The sequence below is a fragment of the Kribbella sp. NPDC004138 genome (genome assembly GCF_053603655.1).
This window is the reverse complement of record NZ_JBSGFZ010000030.1, coordinates 19,051-38,998: the sequence shown is the minus strand read 5'-3', so window position 1 is coordinate 38,998 and position 19,948 is coordinate 19,051. Positions and strand designations below refer to the sequence as shown.

The following is a 19,948-nucleotide window of genomic DNA, read 5'->3' as shown; positions in this document are numbered from 1 at the left end:
CCCGAACCGTAGTACAGCGATCAGTGCTGGACGGAGTACACCAGCTTCTGGATGCCGTTCTTGTAGGACTCGCTGGAGACGAGCTCGAGGTTGGTCTTGTCGCGGTCGGCGTCGCTGAAGAGGCGCTTGCCGGCGCCGAGCAGGACCGGGAACACGAGCAGGTTGTACTGGTCGATCAGGCCCGCGTCGGACAGGTTGCGGTTGAGCGTCGCGCTGCCGTTGATGATGATCGGGCCGCCGTCGGTCTCCTTCAGCGCCGCGACGTCGTCGAGGGACCGGAGGATGGTGGTCTCGCCCCAGTTCGTCACCAGGTCGCTGTCCTGCAGCGTGGTCGACACGACGTACTTCGGCATCGCGTTGTAGCCGGCGAACTCCTCCGTCATCCCCGGCCAGACCGGCGAGAACGCCTGGTAGCTGACCCGGCCGAGCAGGAGCGCGGTGGCCTCGGTCTGCTCCTCGCCCTTCAGCGCGTAGGCCGCCTCCTCGAACGCGATGTCCTTGAAGGTCCAGCCGGAGTTGCGGTAGCCGGGCTCGCCGCCGGGGCCCTCCACGACGCCGTCGAGGGAGATGAACGCGGTGGTGATGAGGGTACGCATCTGGTGCTCCTTGGATCAGTGGTGCTCAGTGGTGTCTGGTGCTTGTGCCTGTGCGTCGTGCGGGTGCCGAGCGGCTCGACATGCGTTGAATGTGACGCCGGTCACACAGCCTGGATGATCCAGGCCGCGGAGTCGAACAGGATTCCGTCGCCGCTGTCGCGCGCGGAGAGCATCGCACGCAACGCCTCCCGGGCCCGGTCGGCCTGAGCCGGAGCGAGCTCGGCGAGAAGGGCCTGCGGCTCGCGGAGCCGGAGCACGTTCTCGTACGCCGACTCGGCGTCGGGGCCGTAGTACAGCCGTTCGTGGACCGCGGTGAAGGTGGGATCGGCGAAACCTGCGGACGTCAGCACGTCCCGCGCGACATCGCGGTCGCCGAGCGTGAACGGCGACTCGTCGCGGAAGGCGCCGCCGATCGTCTCCGGAATCACTCGCGCCCACTCGTTGGCTGCCCGCGGCTGCCAGACCATGACCACGAGCCGCTCGCACGCCCGCCGCAAGTTGGTGAACGCGCGCACCGGGTCGTCGAAGAACATCACCCCGAACCGGCTGATCCCCACCTCGAACGCGGCCGGCCCGAAGTCGTACGTCGCCGCGTCGGCCAGCAGATAGCTGACGTGCCCCTCGGAGGTGTGCCGTCGGGCGTGCGCGAGCATCCGCTCGGACACATCCACCCCCACCACCCGCCCCGGCCGGGCGTCCGCGGCTGCCTCCCGCGTCGTCTGCCCGCCCCCGCAGCCGACATCCAGAACCCGGTCCCCGCTCTGCACACCACAGGCGGCCCGGAAGCGCGCCTGCAGGAACCGCATCTCGGCGTCGTAGTCGAACACGCCGCCAAGGCTAGATCAGGCAGGGACGAAGTGAATCGAGTTGCCGTCGGGGTCCTGGGTGTCGGGCCCAGAGGCGGTCGTTGCGAAGGCCAGGTGGGCGATCGACGCGGCCGGCGGGGCTGCGAGTTCGAGTGTGTCGGCGCCGAGGCGGAAGGTGTTCTCGCCGACGCGCTCCATGCCGACGTGCGTGCCGTAGAACTCGGCCGCCGCGTCCAGGTCGGGGGCGGCGACGGCGACGTGGGTGAACGCCCGGACCGGGCCGGCGGTGATCGGCGGGACGCGGAACTCCTCCGAGCGCTGCAGCAGCTCGACCCGAACGCCGTTCGGGTCGGACAGGAACGCCAGCCGCCCTTGTCCGCTGCCGGCCACCCGTGGCGACGAGATCTCGGCGTACCCGAGTGCCGTCAGCCGCGCGTAGTCGCCATCCAGGTCGTCGGTCATGAAGCCGATGTGGTTCAGCCCGTACGACGCCTGCGCGTCGGGCTCCTCGTGGTGCAGCAGTTCGACCAGGCCGGTCGCCAGCTGGACGTGCACCCGGTGCACGCGCGGACCGGCCATGAACAACCGGTCGACCACCTCCGCCCCGAGCCCGCCGTAGAACGCCAGACTCGCCTCGAGATCCCGCACCCGCCCGCCGACATGGTTCAGCTCGTAGATCACCCCGCTACTGTAGCAAGCGCTTTCCACGGCTGCTGGTCGCCAACGAGTGCCGGTGGCGTGCAGGATGGGGGCATGGAGTCACTGGTGTTCGAGAGCCAGGACCTCGGCCGGACCGAGGAATTCCTGAACCGGGCGTACACGAAGATGCAGATCGGCGGCGGCCCGGCCGGCGTGCGCACGCGGATCGCGCGGGCGGCCGCCGAGTCGATCACCGTCGACCGGATCGACATCGGGTTCGAGATGAGCTACGACGCCGACCCGCTCGGCAAGATCTGCCTGTGCGAGGTGTACACCGGCCGCATCACGGATCACGCGACTGACGGCTGGGAGGACGCGTTCCAGCCGGGGGAGGTGGTGTCGTTCGCGCCGCCGGACCGGCCGTACGCCGGGAAGATCCGCACGTCGTCGTACAGCATCACGATGTTCGACCCGGCGCTGCTGACCCGGGTGGCCGGCGTCGGCCGGAAGATCAACGGGCCGGTGCGGCTGCTCGCCCACCGGCCGCGGTCCCGTCAGGCCGCCCGCCAGCTGTCGCAGACGATCGCCTACCTCGCCGACACGCTGCCCAACCCGGCCGTCCAGAACTCGCCGCTCGTGCTCGCGTCCGTCTCGCAGCTGCTCGCCTCGAGCGTCCTGGCCGCGTTCCCGAACACGGCCGATGCCGACCCTCAGCAGGTCGGCGCCGACAGCCGGGACGCGCGGCCCACGACGGTCCGCCGGGCGCTCACGTTCATGGAGTCGAACCTCGACCAGGCGCTCGCGATCGCCGATATCGCGGCGGCGGCAGGGGTCACCGTGCGTGCGCTCCAGACGGCCTTCCAGCGGCACCTCGGTACGACGCCGCTGGCCTACCTGCGTCGGCTGCGACTGGAGGAGGTGCGTGCGGAGCTCGTGGCCGCCGACCCGTCGCAGCAGACGGTTGTGGCAGTGGCCGCCCGGTGGGGCTTCCACCACCACGGCCGGATGACCGCCGCGTACCGCGAGCTGTACGGCGAGCTGCCGAGCACGACCCTGGCGCGTTAGGGCAGCTTCCGGGTGTCGATGAGCTGCTGGGCGACGTCCCGGAGCTTGGTGTTGGTGTCCTGCGAGTAGCGCTTGAGGACGGCGAAGGCGCGGTCGGCGTCCATGTCGAAGCGCTCCATCAGGATGCCCATCGCCTGCCCGACGAGCTTGCGGGCGTCGATCGCCTGGGCGAGCGACTCCTCGTGCCGCGCCGACGCCAGCGCGACGGACGCGTGCCGGGCCAGGATGTGCGCGACCGCCTCGTCGTCGGGGCCGAACGCGTCGGGGTCCGGGCTGTACAGCCCGAGCACGCCGACCGCGCGGCGGGACTCCGCCCCGGTCACCATCGGTACGTCGAGGACGCTGCGGACTCCGAGCGCCGTGACTTTGGCGGCCCACACCGGCCAGCGGTCGTCGGAGCCGGTGTCGCGAATCAGGACCGGCGCGTGACTCTGCAAAGACTCGACCAGGGGACCGGTCTGGCTGCCGATCTGGAGCTCGAAGATCTCGGCGACCACCGGGTCGGTGACGGCGGCGACCTGCGCCCGCGCGCCGCGGGTCGCGAACGCGACGCCGGCGTAGGTGCAGTTCAGGGCCTGAAGGGCGAACTGCACCACGGCGTCGACGGTCTCCTCGACGCTCGCGGCGTCGTGGAGCTCGAGGGCGAGGCGCGCGAAGGCCGAGGCCGTGATGTCGCTCATCGGGTCGATCATGGCCATCTGTTCATCGTCTCCTGGCGGTCCGGCGGGGGTTGGCCGCCGTCGGGCTGCCGTGGTGACATCATGCGGCTGCTATGACCGGTTTCGCCGCGATCTGTCCCGTTTCCCGCACAATTTGCGTTCTGCGGACAGGCCGGTGTTCGCCGTACGGCTAGGTTTGAGGGGTGCAGGTGGCGAAGCGGTGGGCGTGGGTCGCGGTCGGGGTCCTCGTGGCGGGGGTGTGGGCGGCCTGCTCGGACGACGGCGCCACCACCGAACCGGTGACCGCACCGGTACCCACCGTCAGCACGACGGTTCCCGCCAAGCCGACACCGACGGCCTCGAAACCCTGGTACGACGACTACGACCCGGCACACTTCGCCGCCGACGTCCGGCGCTACGCCCAGCAGGCCGGGATCAACCCACAGTTGCTGATGGCAATCTTGTACAACGAGTCGTACAAGCCGCACGACCCGAAGTTCGAACGGCAGTGGGCCGCGGTCGACTCGAACCCGGCGTTCGGGATCGCGAACATGCACAAGCCCGCGTTCGACGAGACCAAACGCGGCCGCCCGTTCGCGAAGCGGACGTGGGAGGAGCTGCCCGACAACCCCGCGCTGGCGATCCAGGCGGCGGCCTGGCACCTGCACGACCTCGCGCGACGGCTGCCGGCCGACCGCGCGGACCTCTACACCAAGGACGAGTTGCTTGCCCTCGGCTACAACGCGGGCGGCGGCAACATGCGGATCTTCGCCCGCGGCCGCAAGGCCGGTGCGCAGGCGCAGTCGTACCTCGACCGCCTGCACGGCAACTGGGCGAAGTCCGCCGAAGCCCTCGAGAGCTGACAGGAGCCCCTGTGACCTTCGCAGCACCTACCCTGGCCGTCGCCGACTGGCGCCAACAGGTCTTCGCGCTGTACCGAGCCGTCCGCGCCGAGAGCGACCCCGCCGCGGCGCACGCACGGTGGCAGGCCACCCGCGACGACCTGCTGAGACATCACCCCGCCTCACCGGTCCCAGTCGAACAACGAGAGGGATACTCCGGCGCACCCGTCGCGCCGTACGACCCGCAGTACCGCTTCGAAGCGACCATCGACACCGACGTGAAACCCCACAACTGGGAGTTCCTGTCGGCGACCGACGGCGTGATCCCGTTCTCCCGCGTCGGCGTCCTGCACCTTCCGATCGGCGACCTGGACGTCTGGTGGCTGGAGTCGTACGGCGGCGGCCTGTTCGTCCCGGTCAAGGACCCGAACAGCACGACGTACGGCGGCGGCCGCTACCTGATCGACACGGTCAAGGGCGCCGACCTGGGCGGTGACCTCGCCACCGGCCGCTTCGTCGTCGACCTGAACTTCGCCTACAACCCGTCGTGCGCCTACAGCCCGGACTGGACCTGCCCCCTCGCACCGGCAACCAACACGCTGGGTGTCGAGTTGCCGGTGGGGGAGATGTCAGGCTGAATCAGGCCGCGGCTTCCAGCGCCCGGGTCAGCAGGGCGACCAGCGCCTCGAGCTGGAAGTCGGCCGAGGAGCCGACCTCTTCGTCGGAGCCGTCGAGTGCCATCGCGGCCAGGCCGGCCTTGGCGTCGATCAGGTCCGCGACCCGGGTGTCGATGGTCTGCGCGGCGATGATCCGCCACGCGGTGACCGGCTCGTCCTGGCCGATCCGGTGCACCCGGTCGATCGCCTGGGTCTGCTCGGCATTCGTCCAGGACAGCTCGGCGAGGACGACGTTCGACGAGACCTGCAGGTTCAGGCCGACGCCGGCGGTGAGCAGCGAACAGACCGCGATCGCCACGTCCGGATCGTTGACGAACGCGTCGATGTTCTTCTGCCGGGTGCGCGCGGTCTGGTCGCCGCGGATCGACGAGTACCGGATGCCGCGCTCGGCGAAGAGCTCCTCGGCGGTGTCCATCACCTCGATGTGGCGGGCGAAGAACACCACCTTGCCGACGTTCTGCGCGAGCTGCGCCGCGTAGTCGGCGGCCAGGCCGGCCTTGGCCTGGCCGATCCGGCGGAACAGGCTGAACACGTTGTCGCCGGTCTTCTTGGTCGCCATCTCGGCCCGCTCCCAGCCGGCCACCTGGCGCACCAGGTCGTGGTCGATCCCGTCCACGACGATGCCGAGCCGGCGCGTCTCGAGCGCGGTCCGGTAGCGCGCGACGAGCCGGTCGGCGAGCTCGCGCTCGGCGTCCCGGATCGAGCGGCCGAGGGCGCCGTCCAGTTCGACCGGGAGGTCGGCGATCCGGCGGGCCGGGATGTCGGCGGCGACGTCCACCTTCCGGCGCCGGACGATGCCCATGTCGATCACGCTGGCCCGCGCGGCCGCGGCGAAGCCCGGGTCGGCCGGCGTCAGGTCGGTGTCGTCGAGCTTGTCCATCAGCTCGGCGCGCGGCGCCTTCTCGTCGATCCAGCCGAGGAACTCCCAGATCGCGGTGAAGTCCTCGATCGAGTTGATCAGCGGTGTACCGGTGAGCGCCATCAGCAGCGGCCGCGCGGTCCGCGACCGGATCCGGTCCGACAGCTCGAGCACGTTCCGCGACCGCTGGGACTTCTTGTTCTTGATGAAGTGCGCCTCGTCGACGACCATGCCGCGGAAGCCGAGCTCGCCGAGCCAGCCGACGTGCCGGTCGAGCACCTCGTAGTTCACCACGACGATGTCGGCGAACCCGTCGATCGTGTCGCCGTCGCCGTGGATCACCGTCGGCGTCCGGCGCGGGGTCCAGAGGCCGGCTTCGCGCGCCCAGTTCGTCTTGACGACGTTCGGCACGACGGCCAGCAGCGGGTACGCGTCGGCGGCCTGGGCGGCGAGCAGCGCCTGGGCGGTCTTGCCGAGGCCGGGCTCGTCGGCCAGCAGGAAGGTCCGGTGACCGGCCGCGGCGGCGGCGATCAGCCGGGCCTGGTGCGGCATCAGCTCCAGACCGCGCAGCCGGAGCGAGTCGATGCCGCCGGTCAGCCGCAGCGACGTCGGGTCGGGCAGGGTCATGCTGGCCGACGCCGCGGCGTGCTCGAAGGATCGCAGCAGCGGGCCGATCAGCTCCCAGCCGCCGAGCCGGCTCGGCCTGGCCGGCCGGGACGGGGCGCTGGAGAAGTCCGGGGCCAGGAACGGGTTGGCGAGCTGCCGGGAGACGACCGCCTGCGGCACGACCCGCCGGGTCTGGGTCTCCGGGGGAGCGACGGGCTGCTCCGGCTCCGGCTCCTCGGGCGCCTCCAGACCGGCGTCCTCGAGCATCTGCCGCCGGAGCGCGGCCGCGGCCTCGGAGATCACCGCGTCCTCGGCCAGCAGGCCGAGCAGCGAGGGCTCCAGGGCGGCGGTCTTGGCCAGGATCGTCGCGATCCCGTCGAGTCGCCGGAGCTGCTCGGTGCGGTACGCCTCGGTGGCGGACTCGGCGCCGTTCACCCGGGCCCGCTCCTCGCGGACCAGCAGGGCGACGACCTGGAACTTCGTCCGGGTCGACGGCTTGATCGCGGCGCGGGTGACCGCTGCCTCGACCTCGCGCACGGCCTGCGCGAGGACCTGGATCAGACCGTCGGACTCGCCGTCGCGGACACGGCGCCGGCGACGGGGAGCGGAACGGGTAGCGCCGGGCTGGCGCTGACCTCGTCGGGCCAACATTTCCTCCTGTGTCGTGCCACGGGGGGCCGTGACGGAATACCGGACCGCGCGAGGACCGACCCGCCGACGAGATGCCACCCGGTGTCGTCCAGAGGGCCGTTCAGAGGGTCCTCCAGGAACGCGGCTCAGAATGCACCGCTCCTGTGTGCGCGATCGAGAAACCATGCTACCCGCACTCTGCCGAATGTTGGAGACCGGCACCGGGTACCAGTGCTGGCGCACGAAGATCGTCGGCGAATCCCGAGGGGCGACCGTGGAGCGGATCGAGGCCAAGGCACTGAGTGACGACGAACTCGAGGGCATCGACGCCTACTGGCGCGCGGCCAACTTCCTGTCCGTCGGACAGATCTATCTGCTCGCCAATCCGCTGCTCCGGGAGCCGCTGCGACCCGAGCACATCAAGCCGCGGCTGCTCGGCCACTGGGGTACGACGCCCGGCCTGAACCTGATCTACGCGCATCTGAACCGGGTGATCCGGCAGCGGGACCGGGAGATGCTGTTCGTGACCGGCCCCGGCCACGGTGGCCCGGCCCTGGTGGCCAACACCTGGCTGGAGGGGAGCTGGACCGCGGCGTACCCGAACACCACGCTGGACGAGGCCGGGATGGGGCGGCTGTTCAAGCAGTTCTCGTTCCCCGGAGGTGTCCCGAGTCACGTGGCGGCCGACGTACCGGGGTCGATCAACGAGGGCGGCGAGCTGGGCTACTCGCTGAGTCACGCGTACGGCGCGGCCGCGGACAACCCGGACCTCGTCGTGACCTGCGTCGTCGGCGACGGCGAGGCGGAGACCGGTCCGCTCGCGGCGTCCTGGCACTCGAACAAGTTCCTGAACGCGGCGCGCGACGGCGCCGTCCTGCCGATCCTGCACCTGAACGGATACAAGATCGCGAATCCGGCGGTGCTCGCCCGGATCGGCGACGAGGAGCTGACCGCCCTGATGCAGGGCTACGGGTACGAGCCGTACCTGGTCGAGGGGTCGGAGCCGGCCGCGGTCCACCAGGCGCTGGCCGCGACCCTGGACGTGTGTCTGGACCGGATCGACGAGATCCAGCGCGAGGCACGGTCGGCGAGCGACGCGCCGCCGCGGCCCGTCTGGCCGATGATCGTGCTGAAGACGCCGAAGGGGTGGACCGGCCCGCAGACCGTGGACGGCGAGCCGGTCGAGGACACGTGGCGGTCGCATCAGGTGCCGCTGTCCGGCGTCCGTACGAACGAGGACCATCTCCGGCAACTGGAGGACTGGCTCCGCAGCTACCGGCCCGGGGAGCTGTTCGACGAGGACGGGCGTCCGGTCCCGGAGCTGATCGAGCTCGCGCCGGGGGAGCGGCTGCGGATGGGGTCGAACCCGCGCGCCAACGGCGGCCTCCTGAGCCGCGACCTCGAGCTGCCGCCGGTCGAGGAGTACGCGGTGCCGGTGAAGGCGCCGGGCGCCGAGGACGGGGAGCCGACGAAGGTGTTCGGCACGTTCCTGCGGGACGCCTTCCGGCGGAACCCGGACAACCTGCGGCTGTTCGGGCCGGACGAGACCGAGTCGAACCGGCTGGGCGCGGTCTACGAGGAGACGGACAAGCTGTGGCTCGCCGAGCGGCGCGACACCGACCGCCACCTCGGGCCGGACGGCCGGGTGCTGGAGATCCTCAGCGAACACACCTGCCAGGGCTGGTTGGAGGGGTACCTGCTCACCGGGCGGCACGGCCTGTTCTCGTCGTACGAGGCGTTCGTCCACATCGTCGACTCGATGGTCAACCAGCACGCGAAGTGGCTGAAGACGATCAACCAGCTCGAGTGGCGGCGGCCGATCCCGTCGCTGAACTACCTGCTCACGTCGCACGTCTGGCGGCAGGACCACAACGGGTTCTCGCACCAGGATCCGGGCTTCATCGACCATGTCGTGAACAAGAAGGCCGAGGTCGTCCGCGTCTACTTGCCGCCGGACACCAACACGCTGCTGTCCACGATGGACCACTGCCTGCGGACCCGGAACTACATCAACGTCGTTGTGGCGGGCAAGCAACCGCAGCCGAACTGGCTGGACTGGGACGAGGCCGCGGTGCACTGCGCCCGGGGCGTCGGCGTGTGGGACTTCGCCAGCAACGACGACGGCGACCCGGACGTGGTGATGGCGTGTGCGGGCGACGTACCGACGATGGAGACGCTGGCCGCGGTCGGCCTGCTCCGCGAGCACGTCCCGGACCTGCGGATCCGGGTCGTGAACGTCGTCGACCTGATGCGCCTGCAGGACGCCGCCGAGCATCCGCACGGGCTGCCCGACGCCGATTTCGACGCGCTGTTCACCACCGACAAGCCGGTGATCTTCGCCTACCACGGCTACCCGTGGCTCATCCACCGCCTCACCTACCGGCGGCACGGCCACGCCAACCTGCACGTCCGCGGGTACCTCGAGGAAGGGACGACGACCACGCCGTTCGACATGGTGGTCCGCAACAACCTGGACCGGTACCACCTGGCGATGGACGTCATCGACCGGGTGCCGGCACTGCGGTCCCGCGCGGTGTCCGCGCGGCAGTACTTCATCGACCAGCGCACACGGCATCACGCCTATGTCACCCGGTACGGCGAGGACCTGCCGGAGGTTCGGGGCTGGCGGTGGTCAGTCCAGTAGGCCGACCGCGACCCGGAGATCGTCGACGAACCGAGCGAAGTCCCGCCGGAACTCGTCCGACCGGACCACCGCGGACGGATGCACCGTCGCCACCGCGAGGCCGCCGCCCGGAAGCTCCAACCGCTTTCCCCGCTCCTGTGTGACCCGGAACGTCGAGCCGAGCAAGGCCTTCGCGGCCACCGATCCCATCACGACCACCAACGACGGCTTCACGATCTCCAGCTCGCGCCGCAACCACGGATGGCACGCGGTGATCTGACTGGCGGCCGGCGTCTTGTGGATCCGCCGCTTTCCCTGCCGCTCGAAACGGAAATGCTTCACCGCGTTCGTCAGGTACACCGCCGACCGGTCGATCCCGGCCTCCACGAGCGCCTTGTCGAGCAGGTGACCCGCCGGCCCGACGAAGACGTGCCCCTCTTTGTCCTCGTGGTCACCGGGTGTCTCGCCGACGAGCATCATCCGGGCCCGCACCGGCCCTTCGCCGGGCACCGCCTGCTCGGCGTCCTCCCAGAGGTCGCAGCCCCGGCAGTCGCCGAGCACGGCGCGGACCTTCCGCATCCCGCCGTCGTGCGGGACCCATTCCTGCGCTCCCGGGTACTTGCTCATCAGCCACCTGTCTCCGAGTGTGGCGCGTGGACGGGCTTGGACTGGGCCGAGCGCCGCTGCCGCAGGTAGATCGAACCGCCGATGATCGCCGCGACGGCCAGGAACTCACTCTGCCAGTTCTGCAGCGACTCGTACCAGAACTGACTCGTGCCGAGATAGGACCAGGTCGTGACCGCGGCGCCGCCGTGCAGCGCCTGTTCCTCGCTGTACGCCGCGGCACCGGTTGCCGCGTGCAACCACAGTGACAGCAGGAACACCACCCCGAACGCGATCGCCAGCGAGTTCTCGTACAGCCTCAGGATCAGCTCCGAGCCGCGCCGCACCGCCCAGGGCGCGTTCCGGTCGGTGCGGTGCTCGCGCGGGTCCTCGTCCTGCGGCGCCGGTTCGTCGAGCGGCCGGGACTCCGCCGAGCCCTTCTGCACCAGGTACGCCGTGAGCAGCACGTACATGAACATCTGGAGGAACTCGGACTCCCAGTTCTCGAAGAGCGCCTCGCCGAAGGAGGACGAGCCGACGTACTGCCCGAAGCTCTCCGGTGGCCGGCCGTGATCGGTGAGCTCGGAGTTCTGCTGCGCGTGACCCACGAACGCCAGTCCGACCAGGAACCCGAAGAACAGCGCCAGGTTGGCCAGCAGCAACGCTCGCGGTCGTAGCCATCGCATGCCGCTCCGGTACCCCTGCCGACTCGTTTCATGACGCGGTACAGGACGTCTACAGTGGCTCCATTCCTCGCCACGGAGGCACCAGATGGCAGCTGACTCGCGGGATGCGTATGTGCTCGGCCCCGGGCGTGCCCCGACGCCGTTCACGGCCGGTCAGATCCGGGACGCGACAACGGTGGGGAAGTCGATCACGCGCCGCGTCGACTCCGAGGATGCCCAGTCGTTCCTGCTGATCAGCACCTACCTCGAGTGCGACGCGGACGGCGCCACGCTGGAGCGCTCTCGGCTGACGCTCGACGGCGAACCGCTCGGCGAGCCGCAGGTGTTCACGACGACCTGGCTGGACCTGCAGGGCCACGCCTCGTTCCCGGCCACGGACACGACGATCGAGCCGGAGCGGATCCGGACCGCGATCGGTGACCTCGACTGCCTGCGCTACACCGTGCGTGACGGCGCGGCCGACGAGGTGTTCTGGTTCGCCACCAGCCTGCCGGGGATGCCGATCCAGCAGGAGACCCGGACCGACGGCCGGGTCGTGACCACCGTGTCGCTGGTCGACTACACGCTCACGCAGCCTGATTCATGACACCGGGGGCACCAGCGCCAGGCGGACGATGACGAGGGCGAACAGCACGAGCGTCAGCGCGTGGACGACCGTGCACCACAGGCAGATCGCGTTGATCTGGAACAACTCGGCCCAGATCAGGTAGCAGACGAACACGACACCAGTCAGTACGCCGGCCAGCCGCAGGCGCCCCGGCCACGGGGACGCCGTACGCCACATCGGCGGCACCGACAGCGCGGTCATGCCGACGAAGAACGCGAGGCCGAGCAGCGCGACCGGGATCCCGAACAGCTTCGAGTACTGGCTGCTGGTCACCTTGGCGCAGTTCACCACCCCGGTGTCCGGGCAGGCGAGCGTCGAACCGGCGGTGAAGTGCTCGTAGGTGAGGTACGCCGCGACCGCGAGCCCGGCGACCGCGACGGCCAGCGTGGCCCACGGGATCACGCCGAGCGACGTCCGGGCGGACTGCTGTGCAGTGCTGGCCACGCCTCAGCCCTTCGCGCTGCCGAGCTTCGCCGCCGCGGCGGTCACCGTGTCGGTCGAGCAGACCTTCGCCGGCTGGTTGTCGGTCAGCTTGCAGATCGCCGCGGTGTAGACGTTGGCGGAGGAGAGGACCGCCTTCGCGATCGGGCTCGACGGATCCTTGAGCGCGTCGGCGATCTGCGTCTGCGTCTTCCCGGCGAGCACCTCCGGGCTGTACGTCGCGCCGGAGTTGACGAACTTGCCGCCGAGGTCGATGAACGGGATCGACCCGTCGCTCTCGACGTACGGCGGTTTGTTGTAGGTGTCGAACGTCTTCTGGTCCTCGGCGGTCGGGGTGTCGAGCGGCTTGTACCCGTTCCCGACCATCTCGTTCGTGGTTGTCTCGACGCCGGTGAACGCCAGGTACTGACTCGTGTACGTCGCGCCGTGGAAGGACAATGTCGCCGTGTTCGGGAAGACGTCCTCGGACGCCGAGTGGGTGGTGCCGAGGTTGCTGAACGTCCCGAAGCGGGACAGTGCGACCGTGACCGGCCACCGCTCCGCGGCGCAGTACGGGCAGAACTCGGCGCCGATGTACAGCACCTTCGGCTTGCCGCCCGCGGTCAGCGCGGGGGCGGTGATCGCCGACGGCGCGGCCTTCACGTCCGCGCTCCCGACGGCGGCGAAGGTCGAGTCCGGAATCGAGGAGAGCGCCGTGACCAGCCCGGAGTCGGCCGCGCCGGACGGGCCGGTCGCGGTCTTCTTGCCGCCGCCGACCAGGCGGATCGTCACCAGACCGCCGACGATCACCAGGACCAGGACGACCGCACCGACCGCGAACAGGAGGCGTCGTCGTCGCTCCGCCTGCTGCTGGGCGGCCAGCTGCGCCGCGATCCGCTCGCGGGCCGCAGCCTTCTGTTCGACGCGCCGTGCCATGACTCTCCTCTGATCGTGCCCGTGCTCCTGAAGATCAACTATCCATCAGGGCCGGAAGTTCCTGCCTCTCCGTCACCGTGAGGTTACAGATCGGCAGATCGGCACCTGACCTCAGGTCGTCTCTAGTGTTGCGCGCTATGGACTGGCGAGCGTGGCATGCGAAGTACGACGTCCCGGGATCGGAGCTGTCGCGGCGGCTGGCGGCGGTGCAGGAACAGGTGCGGGCGGCGCTCGACCGTGCTCCGGCCGGGCCGGTGCCTGTGGTCAGCCTGTGCGCAGGACAAGGCCGGGACCTCCTCGAGGTGATCGAGGACCACCCGCGCGGGGCGGACGTCCACGCGCGGCTCGTCGAGCTGGACCCTGAGCTCGCAGCCACCGCTCGGGAGCGGGCGCCGGACCATGTCGACGTGATCACGGGTGATGCGTCGTTGACCGATCAGTACGACGGCATGGTGCCGGCCGAGTTGGTGCTGCTGTGCGGGATCTTCGGCAACGTGTCCGACGCGGACATCAAGCGGACGGTCGAGGCGATGCCGCAGTTCTGCGGGACCGGCGGCACCGTGATCTGGACCCGCCACCGGGAGGACCCGGACCTGGCGCCGACGATCTGCGACTGGTTCGAGGCGCGCGGCTTCGAAAGGGTCTGGCTTTCCGACCGGGACGCCGGTTTCGGCGTCGGCGTGCACCGCTTCACCGGTGTGCCGGAGCCGCTGGTGACAGGGCAGAGCCTGTTCAGCTTCGTCCCGGGCGGAGCATGAGCAGCCCGAGCAGCAGCAGTGCGGCGAGCGTGAGGTATCCGGCGTCGAGTACGGCGACCGTCGCGATCGCGGCGACGAGCAGCGGACCGCCCGCGTCGCCGAGTTCGCGGCCGAGCTCGGCCGTCCCCATGGTCTGACCGAGCCGCTCCGGCGGCGTACTCGCCGCCAGCGCCGCGAACCCGAGCGGCGTGATCACGCCGGTCCCCGCACCGATCAACGCCGCCGCGATCAGGAGGAACGCGACGCCGGGCAGGGCCGCGCACACGAAACCGGCCGCCGCGAGGATCAATCCGAGAGCGATGCCGGCGCGGGTCGTCAGCCGGCCGGCGTCGAGCGCACGGCCGCTGCGTGGCTGTACGACGGCCGCGGTCGCGGCGAGCAGCGACACCGCCGCTCCGGTCGCGATGGTGCCGAGTCCGTCCGCGGCGCCGGTCACCGGCAGGAACCCGACGCCGACGGACAACGCGGCCGTCGCGGCGGCGAGTGCCGTTGTCGGACGAAGGAACTGCGGATCGGTGATTCGGCGCGCGAGGTCCAGCACGGTCTGCCGCGTCCGCGGCAACGGGGGCACCACCGGTACGGCGATCAGCGCCCAAGCGGCAACGCCCACGGCGAGCACTGTCATCACCGCGAACAGCAACCGGAAGCCGCCGAGCCACACCAGCCCACCACCGAGCAGCGGGCCGGCCGTGTAGCCGATGCTCTTGTAGAACCCGTAGCTCCCGAAGGCGCGTCCGTGCTTGGCCGAAGGATTCAGCCGCGCCACCAGCGCGGAGGCGGCGGGGGAGAAGGCCGAGGCCGCGGCGCCCTGGCCGAGGCGCGCGACCCACAACCAGCCCGGCCGGTCCACGAGCACATAGGTGCCTGAGGCAACGGCGAAGCCGGCGAGCCCGAACAACAGCATCGGGCGCGCGCCGATCCGGTCGGCGATCGTGCCGAACACCGGCTTCAGCAGCACCTCGGCCCCGTCGTACAGCGCGAGCAGGAGACCGAGCGTGAGCAGCGACGTGACGGCATCCTCGGACGAGCCACCGAGGTTCGCCGCGACCGCGTGGGCGCCGAAGGCGGTCGTGAAACCGGCCGCATACAGCGGCCACATGGTCCTCACACGTGCCCCGGAAGCTGATGCAGTGCGCGGAACACGAGTTCTGCGTACTCCTCGCAGCGCGCGACGCAGTCCTTGAGCCGGGCGGTCGCCTGTGCGGATTCCGGCGTACCGAAGACGTCGCGGCCGGTCAGGTCGCGGTGCCAGCGGCGGAGACGCTCGAGGCTCTGCTCCTCCTCCTCGAGCTCGGCGAGGGTGAACTTCTCGATCCGGATCTCCTTGGCGAGTTCCTCCTCGAACTTCGTGCAGTCCGCCAGGAACTCGGTCCAATCCGCGCGCCGCGCCTCGTCGTACAGCCGGCGCAGCCGGGCCGCGTCGTCGGCGCTCCGGCCGGCCGCGTCGAGCACCGTGACCTCGCCGTCCGCACGGGCCACCAGTTCGGCCGTCCGCTGCATCGAGGCCTCGAACACGGGGAGCTGGGGCACCGCCCAGACGCCCTGCCCGAGCGACAGCGCCCCCGCCTTCCGCAGCTCCCGCCACACCGCCACGCGGTGCCGCGAGGGCTCCGCGGGGATCCGCACCACAAGCACCAGCCATCGATCCGTCACAGCAGCAAATGTAGCGGCTGTTACACCGACTGGGAACCTCGACACGACTTCGGACATCGGTTATGTTACATAGACGATGTCATATCGCTTCGGAGGTGTGCTCGATGAACGAGACCGCTGAGCGGTTGCTGGGGTCGGCGGGCCGGTTGTCGCGGGATCCGGACGCGGAGATCGACTGGGACGCGCCGATCGGCGACGGGTACGGGATGTCGCCGGAGTGGAGCACGCTGTACGCGACGCCGTACTGGGACGAGCTGACCGAGGCGCAGCGGCGGGAGCTGACCCGGCACGAGGCGGCGTCGGTGGCGACGACCGGGATCTGGTTCGAGTTGATCCTGCAGCAGCTGATCCTGCGCGACGTGTACGACAAGCCGGCCCGCAGCGCCGAGTTCCAATGGGCGCTGACCGAGATCGCCGACGAGTGCCGGCACTCGATCATGTTCGCCCGCGCGACCGAGCGGATGGTCGAGCCGTCGTACCGGCCGCGGCTGCTGGCGCGCGAGCTCGGCCGGATGTTCAAGACCGTGGCCACCGGCGAGTCGGCGTACGCCGCGATCCTGGTGGCCGAGGAAGTGCTGGACGTCATGCAGCGCGACTGGATGCGCGACCGCCGGGTCGAGCCACTGGTACGTACGGTGAACCACATCCACGTCGTGGAGGAGTCACGGCACATGGTGTTCGCGCGCGAGGAGACCCGCGAGCGGCTCGCCGGTGCGGGACGCGGACGGCGCTGGGTGAGTGCGCTGGTGATCGCGATCGCCGCCGACATGATCGTGTCGAGCATGGTCGGCCGGGAGGTGTACGCGAACGTCGGGCTGGACGTCGGCCGCGCCATCCGGGAGGCGCGGCACAACGAGTACCACCGTTCGCTGCTGCGGACCAGTTGCGCGAACCTGATGGACTTTCTCGGCTCGGTCGGGCTGCTCACGCCCGCAGCGGCCCGGGTGTACCGGCGGACCGGTCTGCTGTGAGTTACGCGATCTCGGGGGAGTGCTGCTCGGACGCGAGTTGCGTCGCGGTCTGCCCGATGAACAGCATCCACCCGGCGCCGGGCGAGCCCGGGTTCGGTACCGGTGCGAGCCTGTTCATCGACCCGCGCACGTGCATCGACTGCGGCGCGTGCGCCGACATCTGCCCTGTCGATGCCGCGAAGCCCTCCGACCAGTCGGCGCCCGAGGACGTGCAGCGCAACGCGGCGCACTTCGCGGAGCGCGAGCCACTGGAGGCCATGGATCTGGACCGCTGGGAGCCGCCGTCGTACGAGGTGCGTGGCGGCGGGCCGCGGCGCGTGCTGGTGGTCGGCGCCGGACCGGCCGGCATCTACGCGACCCGCGAACTGTTGCTGCGGACAACGGCCGAGGTCACACTCGTCGACCGGCTCCAGCACGTCGGCGGCCTGGTGCGGTACGGCGTCGCGCCGGACCATCCGCAGACCAAGCAGATCATCGACACCTTCGAGCGGATCGCCGCACACCTCCGGGTGCGGTGGCGGCCCGGGACGGATGCGGCGGCGCTCCACGGGTACGACGGCGCGTTGCCGGCTGGATACGACGCCGTGGTTCACGCGGTCGGCGCCCGGCGGAGCCGTCAGCTCGGCATCGCCGGTGAGGAGGCCGCCATCGCGGCCGAGGACTTCGTTGCCTGGTACAACGGACGCCCTGGCGCTGCGGCTCCCGCGGACCTGGCCGGCCCGCGTGCGGTGATCGTCGGCAACGGGAACGTCGCACTCGACGTCGCCCGGATCCTGCTGAGCGACGAGCAGCGGTTGCGCTCGATGGCGGTTCCGTCAGGGGTGCGCGCCGCGCTGGCTGCGAGCGGTGTGAAGAAGGTCGTACTGGTCGGCAGACGCGGGCCCGGCGAGGCGGCATACACGCAGTCCGCCCTGCGGGAGCTGCAGGCCGCGGTCGGTGACCGCGTCGAGTTCCGGTACCACGCCAGGCCGGCCGCCTGGACCGGCGACGGCCTGGTCCTCGACACCGGCGAGACGATCGCGGCGAGCCACCTGTTCACCGCGATCGGGTTCGAGGGGCGGCCGATCGACGGGCTGCCGTTCGACGCGGACCGCGGCATCGTCCCGAACGTCCGCGGCGCCGTCGTCGACCGGCCCGGTCACTACGTGGCGGGCTGGATCAAACGCGGCGCGCGCGGCGGGATCGGGGTCAACAAGGCCTGCGCCCAGGAGACCGTGCGGACACTGGTCAGCTCTGCCAGGGGCTCAGCTTCTCCGGGTTCCTGATCGCCCAGATGTTGGTGATGCGTTCGTCGGCCACGTCGAAGGCGATCACGGTCTCGATGACGCCGTCGAACTGGATCACCAGGCCCGGCTGCCCGTTGACCGTGCGCTCGAGAAGCGTCCTGCCGAGCCGGAACACGGGCAGGTCGGCGAAGTACTGCGCGACGTCGGCGCCGCCGTGGACGGGCGCGAGCGAGGCGGCCACGATGCCGCCGCCGTCGGCGACCGCGGTGACCTCGGGGTCGAGCAGCGTGACGAGCGCGGCGATGTCGGTCGCCTCCCAGGCCGCCTTGAACTCGCGGATCAGCTCCGCCCGGCGCGCGGACGGCGCCGCCGGGTGCTCGGCGTCCCGGATCCGCCGCCGGGCCGACGAGGCCAGCTGCCGGCAGGCCGCCGGTGTCCGGCCGACGATCTCGGCGACCTCCGGGAACGGGTAGCGGAACACGTCGTGCAGGATGAACGCCACCCGTTCGGCGGGCGTCATCGCGTCGAGGACGACCAGGAACGCCATGTTCACCGACTCGTCCAGTGTGACGCGGTCGGCCGGGTCGGCGGTGCCGGTCTGCCCGGTCTGCCACTCGGCGGTCTCCGGCAGCGGCTCGGGGATCCACTCACCGACGTACCGCTCGCGGCGGGCGCGCGCGGACCGCAGCTGGTCCAGGCAGATCCGGCTCGCGACCTTGGTCAGCCACGCCGCCGGGTTCTCGATCGCCCGCTGCTCGTCCGGCGTCATCGCGTACCAGCGCGCGTAGGTCTCCTGGACCACGTCCTCGGCGTCGGCCAGCGAGCCGAGCAGCCGGTAGGCCAGGTTGATCAGCTGCCGCCGCTCGCTCATGATCGCGCTCAGGCCGGGCTCACTCATGTCGGTCCTCTCGTCCATACCCCGTACGACGGAACAGGCCCGCGAAGTGTGAGGTCTGACAGTTCGCGGCGGCGTCTCGTCGTAGGGAACATGACCACACACACCACGTCACACAACGCTGTCTCCGAGGTCGAGATCCGCGAGCGCGTCGAGGTCCTGCTCGACGCGGTCCGGACCGGCGACCTGGACGCCGTCAAGACCATCTTCGCGCCCGGCCTGGTCTCCTTCGACATCGAGCCGCCGCTGCGGCACCTCGGCGCGGAGAAGAAGTGGGCGAACTGGGAGCGCGTCTTCACCGTCTTCGAGACCCCGCTGGAGTACGAGGTCCGCGACCTCACCGTCCTCGTCGACGGCGACCTGGCCGTCGTCTACTCCCTGAACCACATGAACGCTGCGCTGAAGCCCGGCGGCAAGATCGACTACTGGCTGCGCTGGACCGCCGCGTGGCAGAAGATCGACGGCCAGTGGCTGATCGTCCACGACCAGGTCTCCGTCCCGACCAACTTCGAATCCGGAACCGCCGCAATGGACCTCATGCCCTGAGGCGAGCCCGGCCGACGATGTGGGGGCTGGCGGGCGTGACGCGGTCGGGTGGGAAGCGGAACTCGTCCAGGTCCTCGATCTCGAAGCCCGCGGCCGTGATCGCGGCCGCGGTGTCGCGGTGGGTATGGCAGCCGCCGACGAACAACGGCCAGAGAGTCGCGTCGGCGACCTTCTGCACGGTCGCGAGCCGCGTGCCGGGCTCGGCTGCGACGTGCTCGTAGAACCTGAGCTCTCCGCCCGGGCGCAGCACCCGCCGGGCCTCGGCGAGCGCCACCTGCTGGTCCGGCACGGAGCAGAGAACGAGCGAGACCACGACGACATCGGCCGACGCGTCAGCGGCCGGCAGGCGGTCCGCCGTACCTTCGACGACCTCGACGTCGATCGGCGCGGACTCGGCCTGCCGCTCGGCCTGGGCGCGCAGGTAGGGCTCGGGCTCGACGGCCAGCACGCCGGTCACCTCGGGCGGGTAGTGCGTGAAGTTGCCGCCGTCCCCGGCGCCGACCTCGATCACCCGGCCCGCGGCGCCCGCCAGGAGGCGGCGACGGTGCTCGGCTGCGCCCTGCTGGTCGAGCGCCGGCCGGGCTTTGGTGTAGATCCGGGCGAAGAGCGGATGTTTCATGCTCTCCACCCTCTCAGAGTGTCGGA

At 70.5% G+C, this 19,948-nt stretch carries 22 protein-coding genes; 9 read left to right on the top strand and 13 right to left on the bottom strand.

Annotation, left to right across the window (positions count from 1 at the left end; all coding sequences use genetic code 11):
• Nucleotides 1-20 precede the first annotated feature (20 nt).
• The 3 genes from ACWEOO_RS34705 to ACWEOO_RS34695 all read right to left on the bottom strand — a co-directional run bounded on the left by ACWEOO_RS34705 (nucleotide 21) and on the right by ACWEOO_RS34695 (nucleotide 2,083).
• A complete protein-coding gene (locus ACWEOO_RS34705) occupies nucleotides 21-596 on the bottom strand; it encodes a dihydrofolate reductase family protein (RefSeq protein ID WP_452146653.1) in 576 nt (191 codons plus the stop codon).
• Between the two features lie 101 nt (nucleotides 597-697).
• Nucleotides 698-1,423 (bottom strand): class I SAM-dependent methyltransferase, encoded by a 726-nt coding sequence (locus ACWEOO_RS34700; protein WP_452146652.1) that lies wholly within the window; start codon nucleotides 1,421-1,423, stop codon nucleotides 698-700.
• 15 nt (nucleotides 1,424-1,438) lie between these two features.
• On the bottom strand, nucleotides 1,439-2,083 hold the full coding sequence (locus ACWEOO_RS34695) for a VOC family protein (RefSeq protein ID WP_452146651.1): 645 nt from the start codon (nucleotides 2,081-2,083) through the stop codon (nucleotides 1,439-1,441).
• A 72-nt stretch (nucleotides 2,084-2,155) separates the two neighbouring features.
• Between ACWEOO_RS34695 and ACWEOO_RS34690 the strand changes: the two genes are divergently transcribed.
• The gene (locus ACWEOO_RS34690) at nucleotides 2,156-3,106 is read left to right on the top strand and encodes a helix-turn-helix domain-containing protein (RefSeq protein WP_452146650.1); all 951 of its coding nucleotides are present in this window, start codon (nucleotides 2,156-2,158) and stop codon (nucleotides 3,104-3,106) included.
• On the opposite strand, the gene ACWEOO_RS34685 is transcribed toward ACWEOO_RS34690, so the two are convergent.
• Complete coding sequence (locus ACWEOO_RS34685; RefSeq protein ID WP_452146649.1) at nucleotides 3,103-3,804, bottom strand: GAF and ANTAR domain-containing protein; 702 nt, start codon at nucleotides 3,802-3,804, stop codon at nucleotides 3,103-3,105. The two genes, ACWEOO_RS34690 and ACWEOO_RS34685, sit on opposite strands and share 4 nt — an antisense overlap.
• A gap of 170 nt (nucleotides 3,805-3,974) precedes the next feature.
• Between ACWEOO_RS34685 and ACWEOO_RS34680 the strand changes: the two genes are divergently transcribed.
• Both ACWEOO_RS34680 and ACWEOO_RS34675 read left to right on the top strand, forming a co-directional pair.
• Nucleotides 3,975-4,628 carry a transglycosylase SLT domain-containing protein gene (locus tag ACWEOO_RS34680; protein WP_452146648.1) on the top strand — a complete coding sequence of 218 codons (654 nt, stop codon included), beginning with the start codon at nucleotides 3,975-3,977 and terminating at the stop codon, nucleotides 4,626-4,628.
• Nucleotides 4,629-4,639: 11 nt separating this feature from the next.
• Nucleotides 4,640-5,245 (top strand): DUF1684 domain-containing protein, encoded by a 606-nt coding sequence (locus ACWEOO_RS34675; protein WP_452146647.1) that lies wholly within the window; start codon nucleotides 4,640-4,642, stop codon nucleotides 5,243-5,245.
• A 1-nt stretch (nucleotide 5,246) separates the two neighbouring features.
• On the opposite strand, the gene ACWEOO_RS34670 is transcribed toward ACWEOO_RS34675, so the two are convergent.
• Entirely contained in the window at nucleotides 5,247-7,400 is a 2,154-nt protein-coding gene (locus ACWEOO_RS34670) for a DEAD/DEAH box helicase (RefSeq protein WP_452146646.1), read from the bottom strand.
• Between the two features lie 184 nt (nucleotides 7,401-7,584).
• On the opposite strand from ACWEOO_RS34670, the gene ACWEOO_RS34665 reads away from it, so the two are divergent.
• Nucleotides 7,585-10,023 (top strand): phosphoketolase family protein, encoded by a 2,439-nt coding sequence (locus tag ACWEOO_RS34665; RefSeq protein ID WP_452146645.1) that lies wholly within the window; start codon nucleotides 7,585-7,587, stop codon nucleotides 10,021-10,023.
• On the opposite strand, the gene ACWEOO_RS34660 is transcribed toward ACWEOO_RS34665, so the two are convergent.
• Nucleotides 10,012-10,629 carry a UdgX family uracil-DNA binding protein gene (locus ACWEOO_RS34660; RefSeq protein ID WP_452146644.1) on the bottom strand — a complete coding sequence of 206 codons (618 nt, stop codon included), beginning with the start codon at nucleotides 10,627-10,629 and terminating at the stop codon, nucleotides 10,012-10,014. The genes ACWEOO_RS34665 and ACWEOO_RS34660 overlap by 12 nt on opposite strands.
• On the bottom strand, nucleotides 10,629-11,291 hold the full coding sequence (locus tag ACWEOO_RS34655; protein ID WP_452146643.1) for a DUF6766 family protein: 663 nt from the start codon (nucleotides 11,289-11,291) through the stop codon (nucleotides 10,629-10,631). The genes ACWEOO_RS34660 and ACWEOO_RS34655 overlap by 1 nt, the downstream gene beginning before the upstream one ends.
• A gap of 85 nt (nucleotides 11,292-11,376) precedes the next feature.
• On the opposite strand from ACWEOO_RS34655, the gene ACWEOO_RS34650 reads away from it, so the two are divergent.
• The gene (locus tag ACWEOO_RS34650; protein ID WP_452146642.1) at nucleotides 11,377-11,877 is read left to right on the top strand and encodes a hypothetical protein; all 501 of its coding nucleotides are present in this window, start codon (nucleotides 11,377-11,379) and stop codon (nucleotides 11,875-11,877) included.
• Here ACWEOO_RS34650 and ACWEOO_RS34645 read toward each other — a convergent pair.
• Together ACWEOO_RS34645 and ACWEOO_RS34640 are read right to left on the bottom strand one after the other, a co-directional pair.
• The gene (locus ACWEOO_RS34645) at nucleotides 11,872-12,342 is read right to left on the bottom strand and encodes a vitamin K epoxide reductase family protein (RefSeq protein ID WP_452146641.1); all 471 of its coding nucleotides are present in this window, start codon (nucleotides 12,340-12,342) and stop codon (nucleotides 11,872-11,874) included. The genes ACWEOO_RS34650 and ACWEOO_RS34645 overlap by 6 nt on opposite strands.
• A 3-nt stretch (nucleotides 12,343-12,345) precedes the next feature.
• The gene (locus ACWEOO_RS34640; protein WP_363715696.1) at nucleotides 12,346-13,254 is read right to left on the bottom strand and encodes a DUF929 family protein; all 909 of its coding nucleotides are present in this window, start codon (nucleotides 13,252-13,254) and stop codon (nucleotides 12,346-12,348) included.
• A 137-nt stretch (nucleotides 13,255-13,391) separates the two neighbouring features.
• Here ACWEOO_RS34640 and ACWEOO_RS34635 point away from each other — a divergent pair, with 137 nt between their 5' ends.
• The gene (locus tag ACWEOO_RS34635; protein ID WP_452146640.1) at nucleotides 13,392-14,012 is read left to right on the top strand and encodes an SAM-dependent methyltransferase; all 621 of its coding nucleotides are present in this window, start codon (nucleotides 13,392-13,394) and stop codon (nucleotides 14,010-14,012) included.
• On the opposite strand, the gene ACWEOO_RS34630 is transcribed toward ACWEOO_RS34635, so the two are convergent.
• The gene (locus tag ACWEOO_RS34630) at nucleotides 13,987-15,111 is read right to left on the bottom strand and encodes an MFS transporter (RefSeq protein ID WP_452146639.1); all 1,125 of its coding nucleotides are present in this window, start codon (nucleotides 15,109-15,111) and stop codon (nucleotides 13,987-13,989) included. The two genes, ACWEOO_RS34635 and ACWEOO_RS34630, sit on opposite strands and share 26 nt — an antisense overlap.
• Nucleotides 15,112-15,116: 5 nt before the next feature.
• Nucleotides 15,117-15,665 (bottom strand): Chromate resistance protein ChrB, encoded by a 549-nt coding sequence (locus tag ACWEOO_RS34625; protein ID WP_452146638.1) that lies wholly within the window; start codon nucleotides 15,663-15,665, stop codon nucleotides 15,117-15,119.
• A 104-nt stretch (nucleotides 15,666-15,769) separates the two neighbouring features.
• Between ACWEOO_RS34625 and ACWEOO_RS34620 the strand changes: the two genes are divergently transcribed.
• Both ACWEOO_RS34620 and ACWEOO_RS34615 read left to right on the top strand, forming a co-directional pair.
• A complete protein-coding gene (locus tag ACWEOO_RS34620) occupies nucleotides 15,770-16,636 on the top strand; it encodes an AurF N-oxygenase family protein (RefSeq protein WP_452146637.1) in 867 nt (288 codons plus the stop codon).
• The gene (locus ACWEOO_RS34615; RefSeq protein ID WP_452146636.1) at nucleotides 16,633-17,901 is read left to right on the top strand and encodes an FAD-dependent oxidoreductase; all 1,269 of its coding nucleotides are present in this window, start codon (nucleotides 16,633-16,635) and stop codon (nucleotides 17,899-17,901) included. The genes ACWEOO_RS34620 and ACWEOO_RS34615 overlap by 4 nt, the downstream gene beginning before the upstream one ends.
• Here the strand turns inward: ACWEOO_RS34615 and sigJ are convergent.
• Nucleotides 17,864-18,760 carry an RNA polymerase sigma factor SigJ gene (gene sigJ / locus ACWEOO_RS34610; RefSeq protein ID WP_452146635.1) on the bottom strand — a complete coding sequence of 299 codons (897 nt, stop codon included), beginning with the start codon at nucleotides 18,758-18,760 and terminating at the stop codon, nucleotides 17,864-17,866. The two genes, ACWEOO_RS34615 and sigJ, sit on opposite strands and share 38 nt — an antisense overlap.
• 90 nt (nucleotides 18,761-18,850) lie before the next feature.
• On the opposite strand from sigJ, the gene ACWEOO_RS34605 reads away from it, so the two are divergent.
• Complete coding sequence (locus ACWEOO_RS34605; protein ID WP_452146634.1) at nucleotides 18,851-19,303, top strand: YybH family protein; 453 nt, start codon at nucleotides 18,851-18,853, stop codon at nucleotides 19,301-19,303.
• On the opposite strand, the gene ACWEOO_RS34600 is transcribed toward ACWEOO_RS34605, so the two are convergent.
• A complete protein-coding gene (locus tag ACWEOO_RS34600) occupies nucleotides 19,293-19,922 on the bottom strand; it encodes a class I SAM-dependent methyltransferase (RefSeq protein WP_452146633.1) in 630 nt (209 codons plus the stop codon). The genes ACWEOO_RS34605 and ACWEOO_RS34600 overlap by 11 nt on opposite strands.
• Nucleotides 19,923-19,948 lie beyond the last annotated feature (26 nt).

What these genes read in the sequence shown, in the direction of transcription:
- ACWEOO_RS34685 (WP_452146649.1), bottom strand. Translation starts at nt 3,804, where the DNA reads ATGGCCATGATCGACCCGATGAGCGACATCACGGCCTCGGCCTTCGCG.
- ACWEOO_RS34705 (WP_452146653.1), bottom strand. Translation starts at nt 596, where the DNA reads ATGCGTACCCTCATCACCACCGCGTTCATCTCCCTCGACGGCGTCGTG.
- ACWEOO_RS34690 (WP_452146650.1), top strand. Translation starts at nt 2,156, where the DNA reads ATGGAGTCACTGGTGTTCGAGAGCCAGGACCTCGGCCGGACCGAGGAA.
- ACWEOO_RS34635 (WP_452146640.1), top strand. Translation starts at nt 13,392, where the DNA reads ATGGACTGGCGAGCGTGGCATGCGAAGTACGACGTCCCGGGATCGGAG.
- ACWEOO_RS34670 (WP_452146646.1), bottom strand. Translation starts at nt 7,400, where the DNA reads ATGTTGGCCCGACGAGGTCAGCGCCAGCCCGGCGCTACCCGTTCCGCT.
- sigJ (WP_452146635.1), bottom strand. Translation starts at nt 18,760, where the DNA reads ATGAGTGAGCCCGGCCTGAGCGCGATCATGAGCGAGCGGCGGCAGCTG.
- ACWEOO_RS34660 (WP_452146644.1), bottom strand. Translation starts at nt 10,629, where the DNA reads ATGAGCAAGTACCCGGGAGCGCAGGAATGGGTCCCGCACGACGGCGGG.
- ACWEOO_RS34650 (WP_452146642.1), top strand. Translation starts at nt 11,377, where the DNA reads ATGGCAGCTGACTCGCGGGATGCGTATGTGCTCGGCCCCGGGCGTGCC.
- ACWEOO_RS34600 (WP_452146633.1), bottom strand. Translation starts at nt 19,922, where the DNA reads ATGAAACATCCGCTCTTCGCCCGGATCTACACCAAAGCCCGGCCGGCG.
- ACWEOO_RS34605 (WP_452146634.1), top strand. Translation starts at nt 18,851, where the DNA reads ATGACCACACACACCACGTCACACAACGCTGTCTCCGAGGTCGAGATC.
- ACWEOO_RS34630 (WP_452146639.1), bottom strand. Translation starts at nt 15,111, where the DNA reads ATGTGGCCGCTGTATGCGGCCGGTTTCACGACCGCCTTCGGCGCCCAC.
- ACWEOO_RS34665 (WP_452146645.1), top strand. Translation starts at nt 7,585, where the DNA reads ATGTTGGAGACCGGCACCGGGTACCAGTGCTGGCGCACGAAGATCGTC.
- ACWEOO_RS34640 (WP_363715696.1), bottom strand. Translation starts at nt 13,254, where the DNA reads ATGGCACGGCGCGTCGAACAGAAGGCTGCGGCCCGCGAGCGGATCGCG.
- ACWEOO_RS34655 (WP_452146643.1), bottom strand. Translation starts at nt 11,291, where the DNA reads ATGCGATGGCTACGACCGCGAGCGTTGCTGCTGGCCAACCTGGCGCTG.
- ACWEOO_RS34620 (WP_452146637.1), top strand. Translation starts at nt 15,770, where the DNA reads ATGAACGAGACCGCTGAGCGGTTGCTGGGGTCGGCGGGCCGGTTGTCG.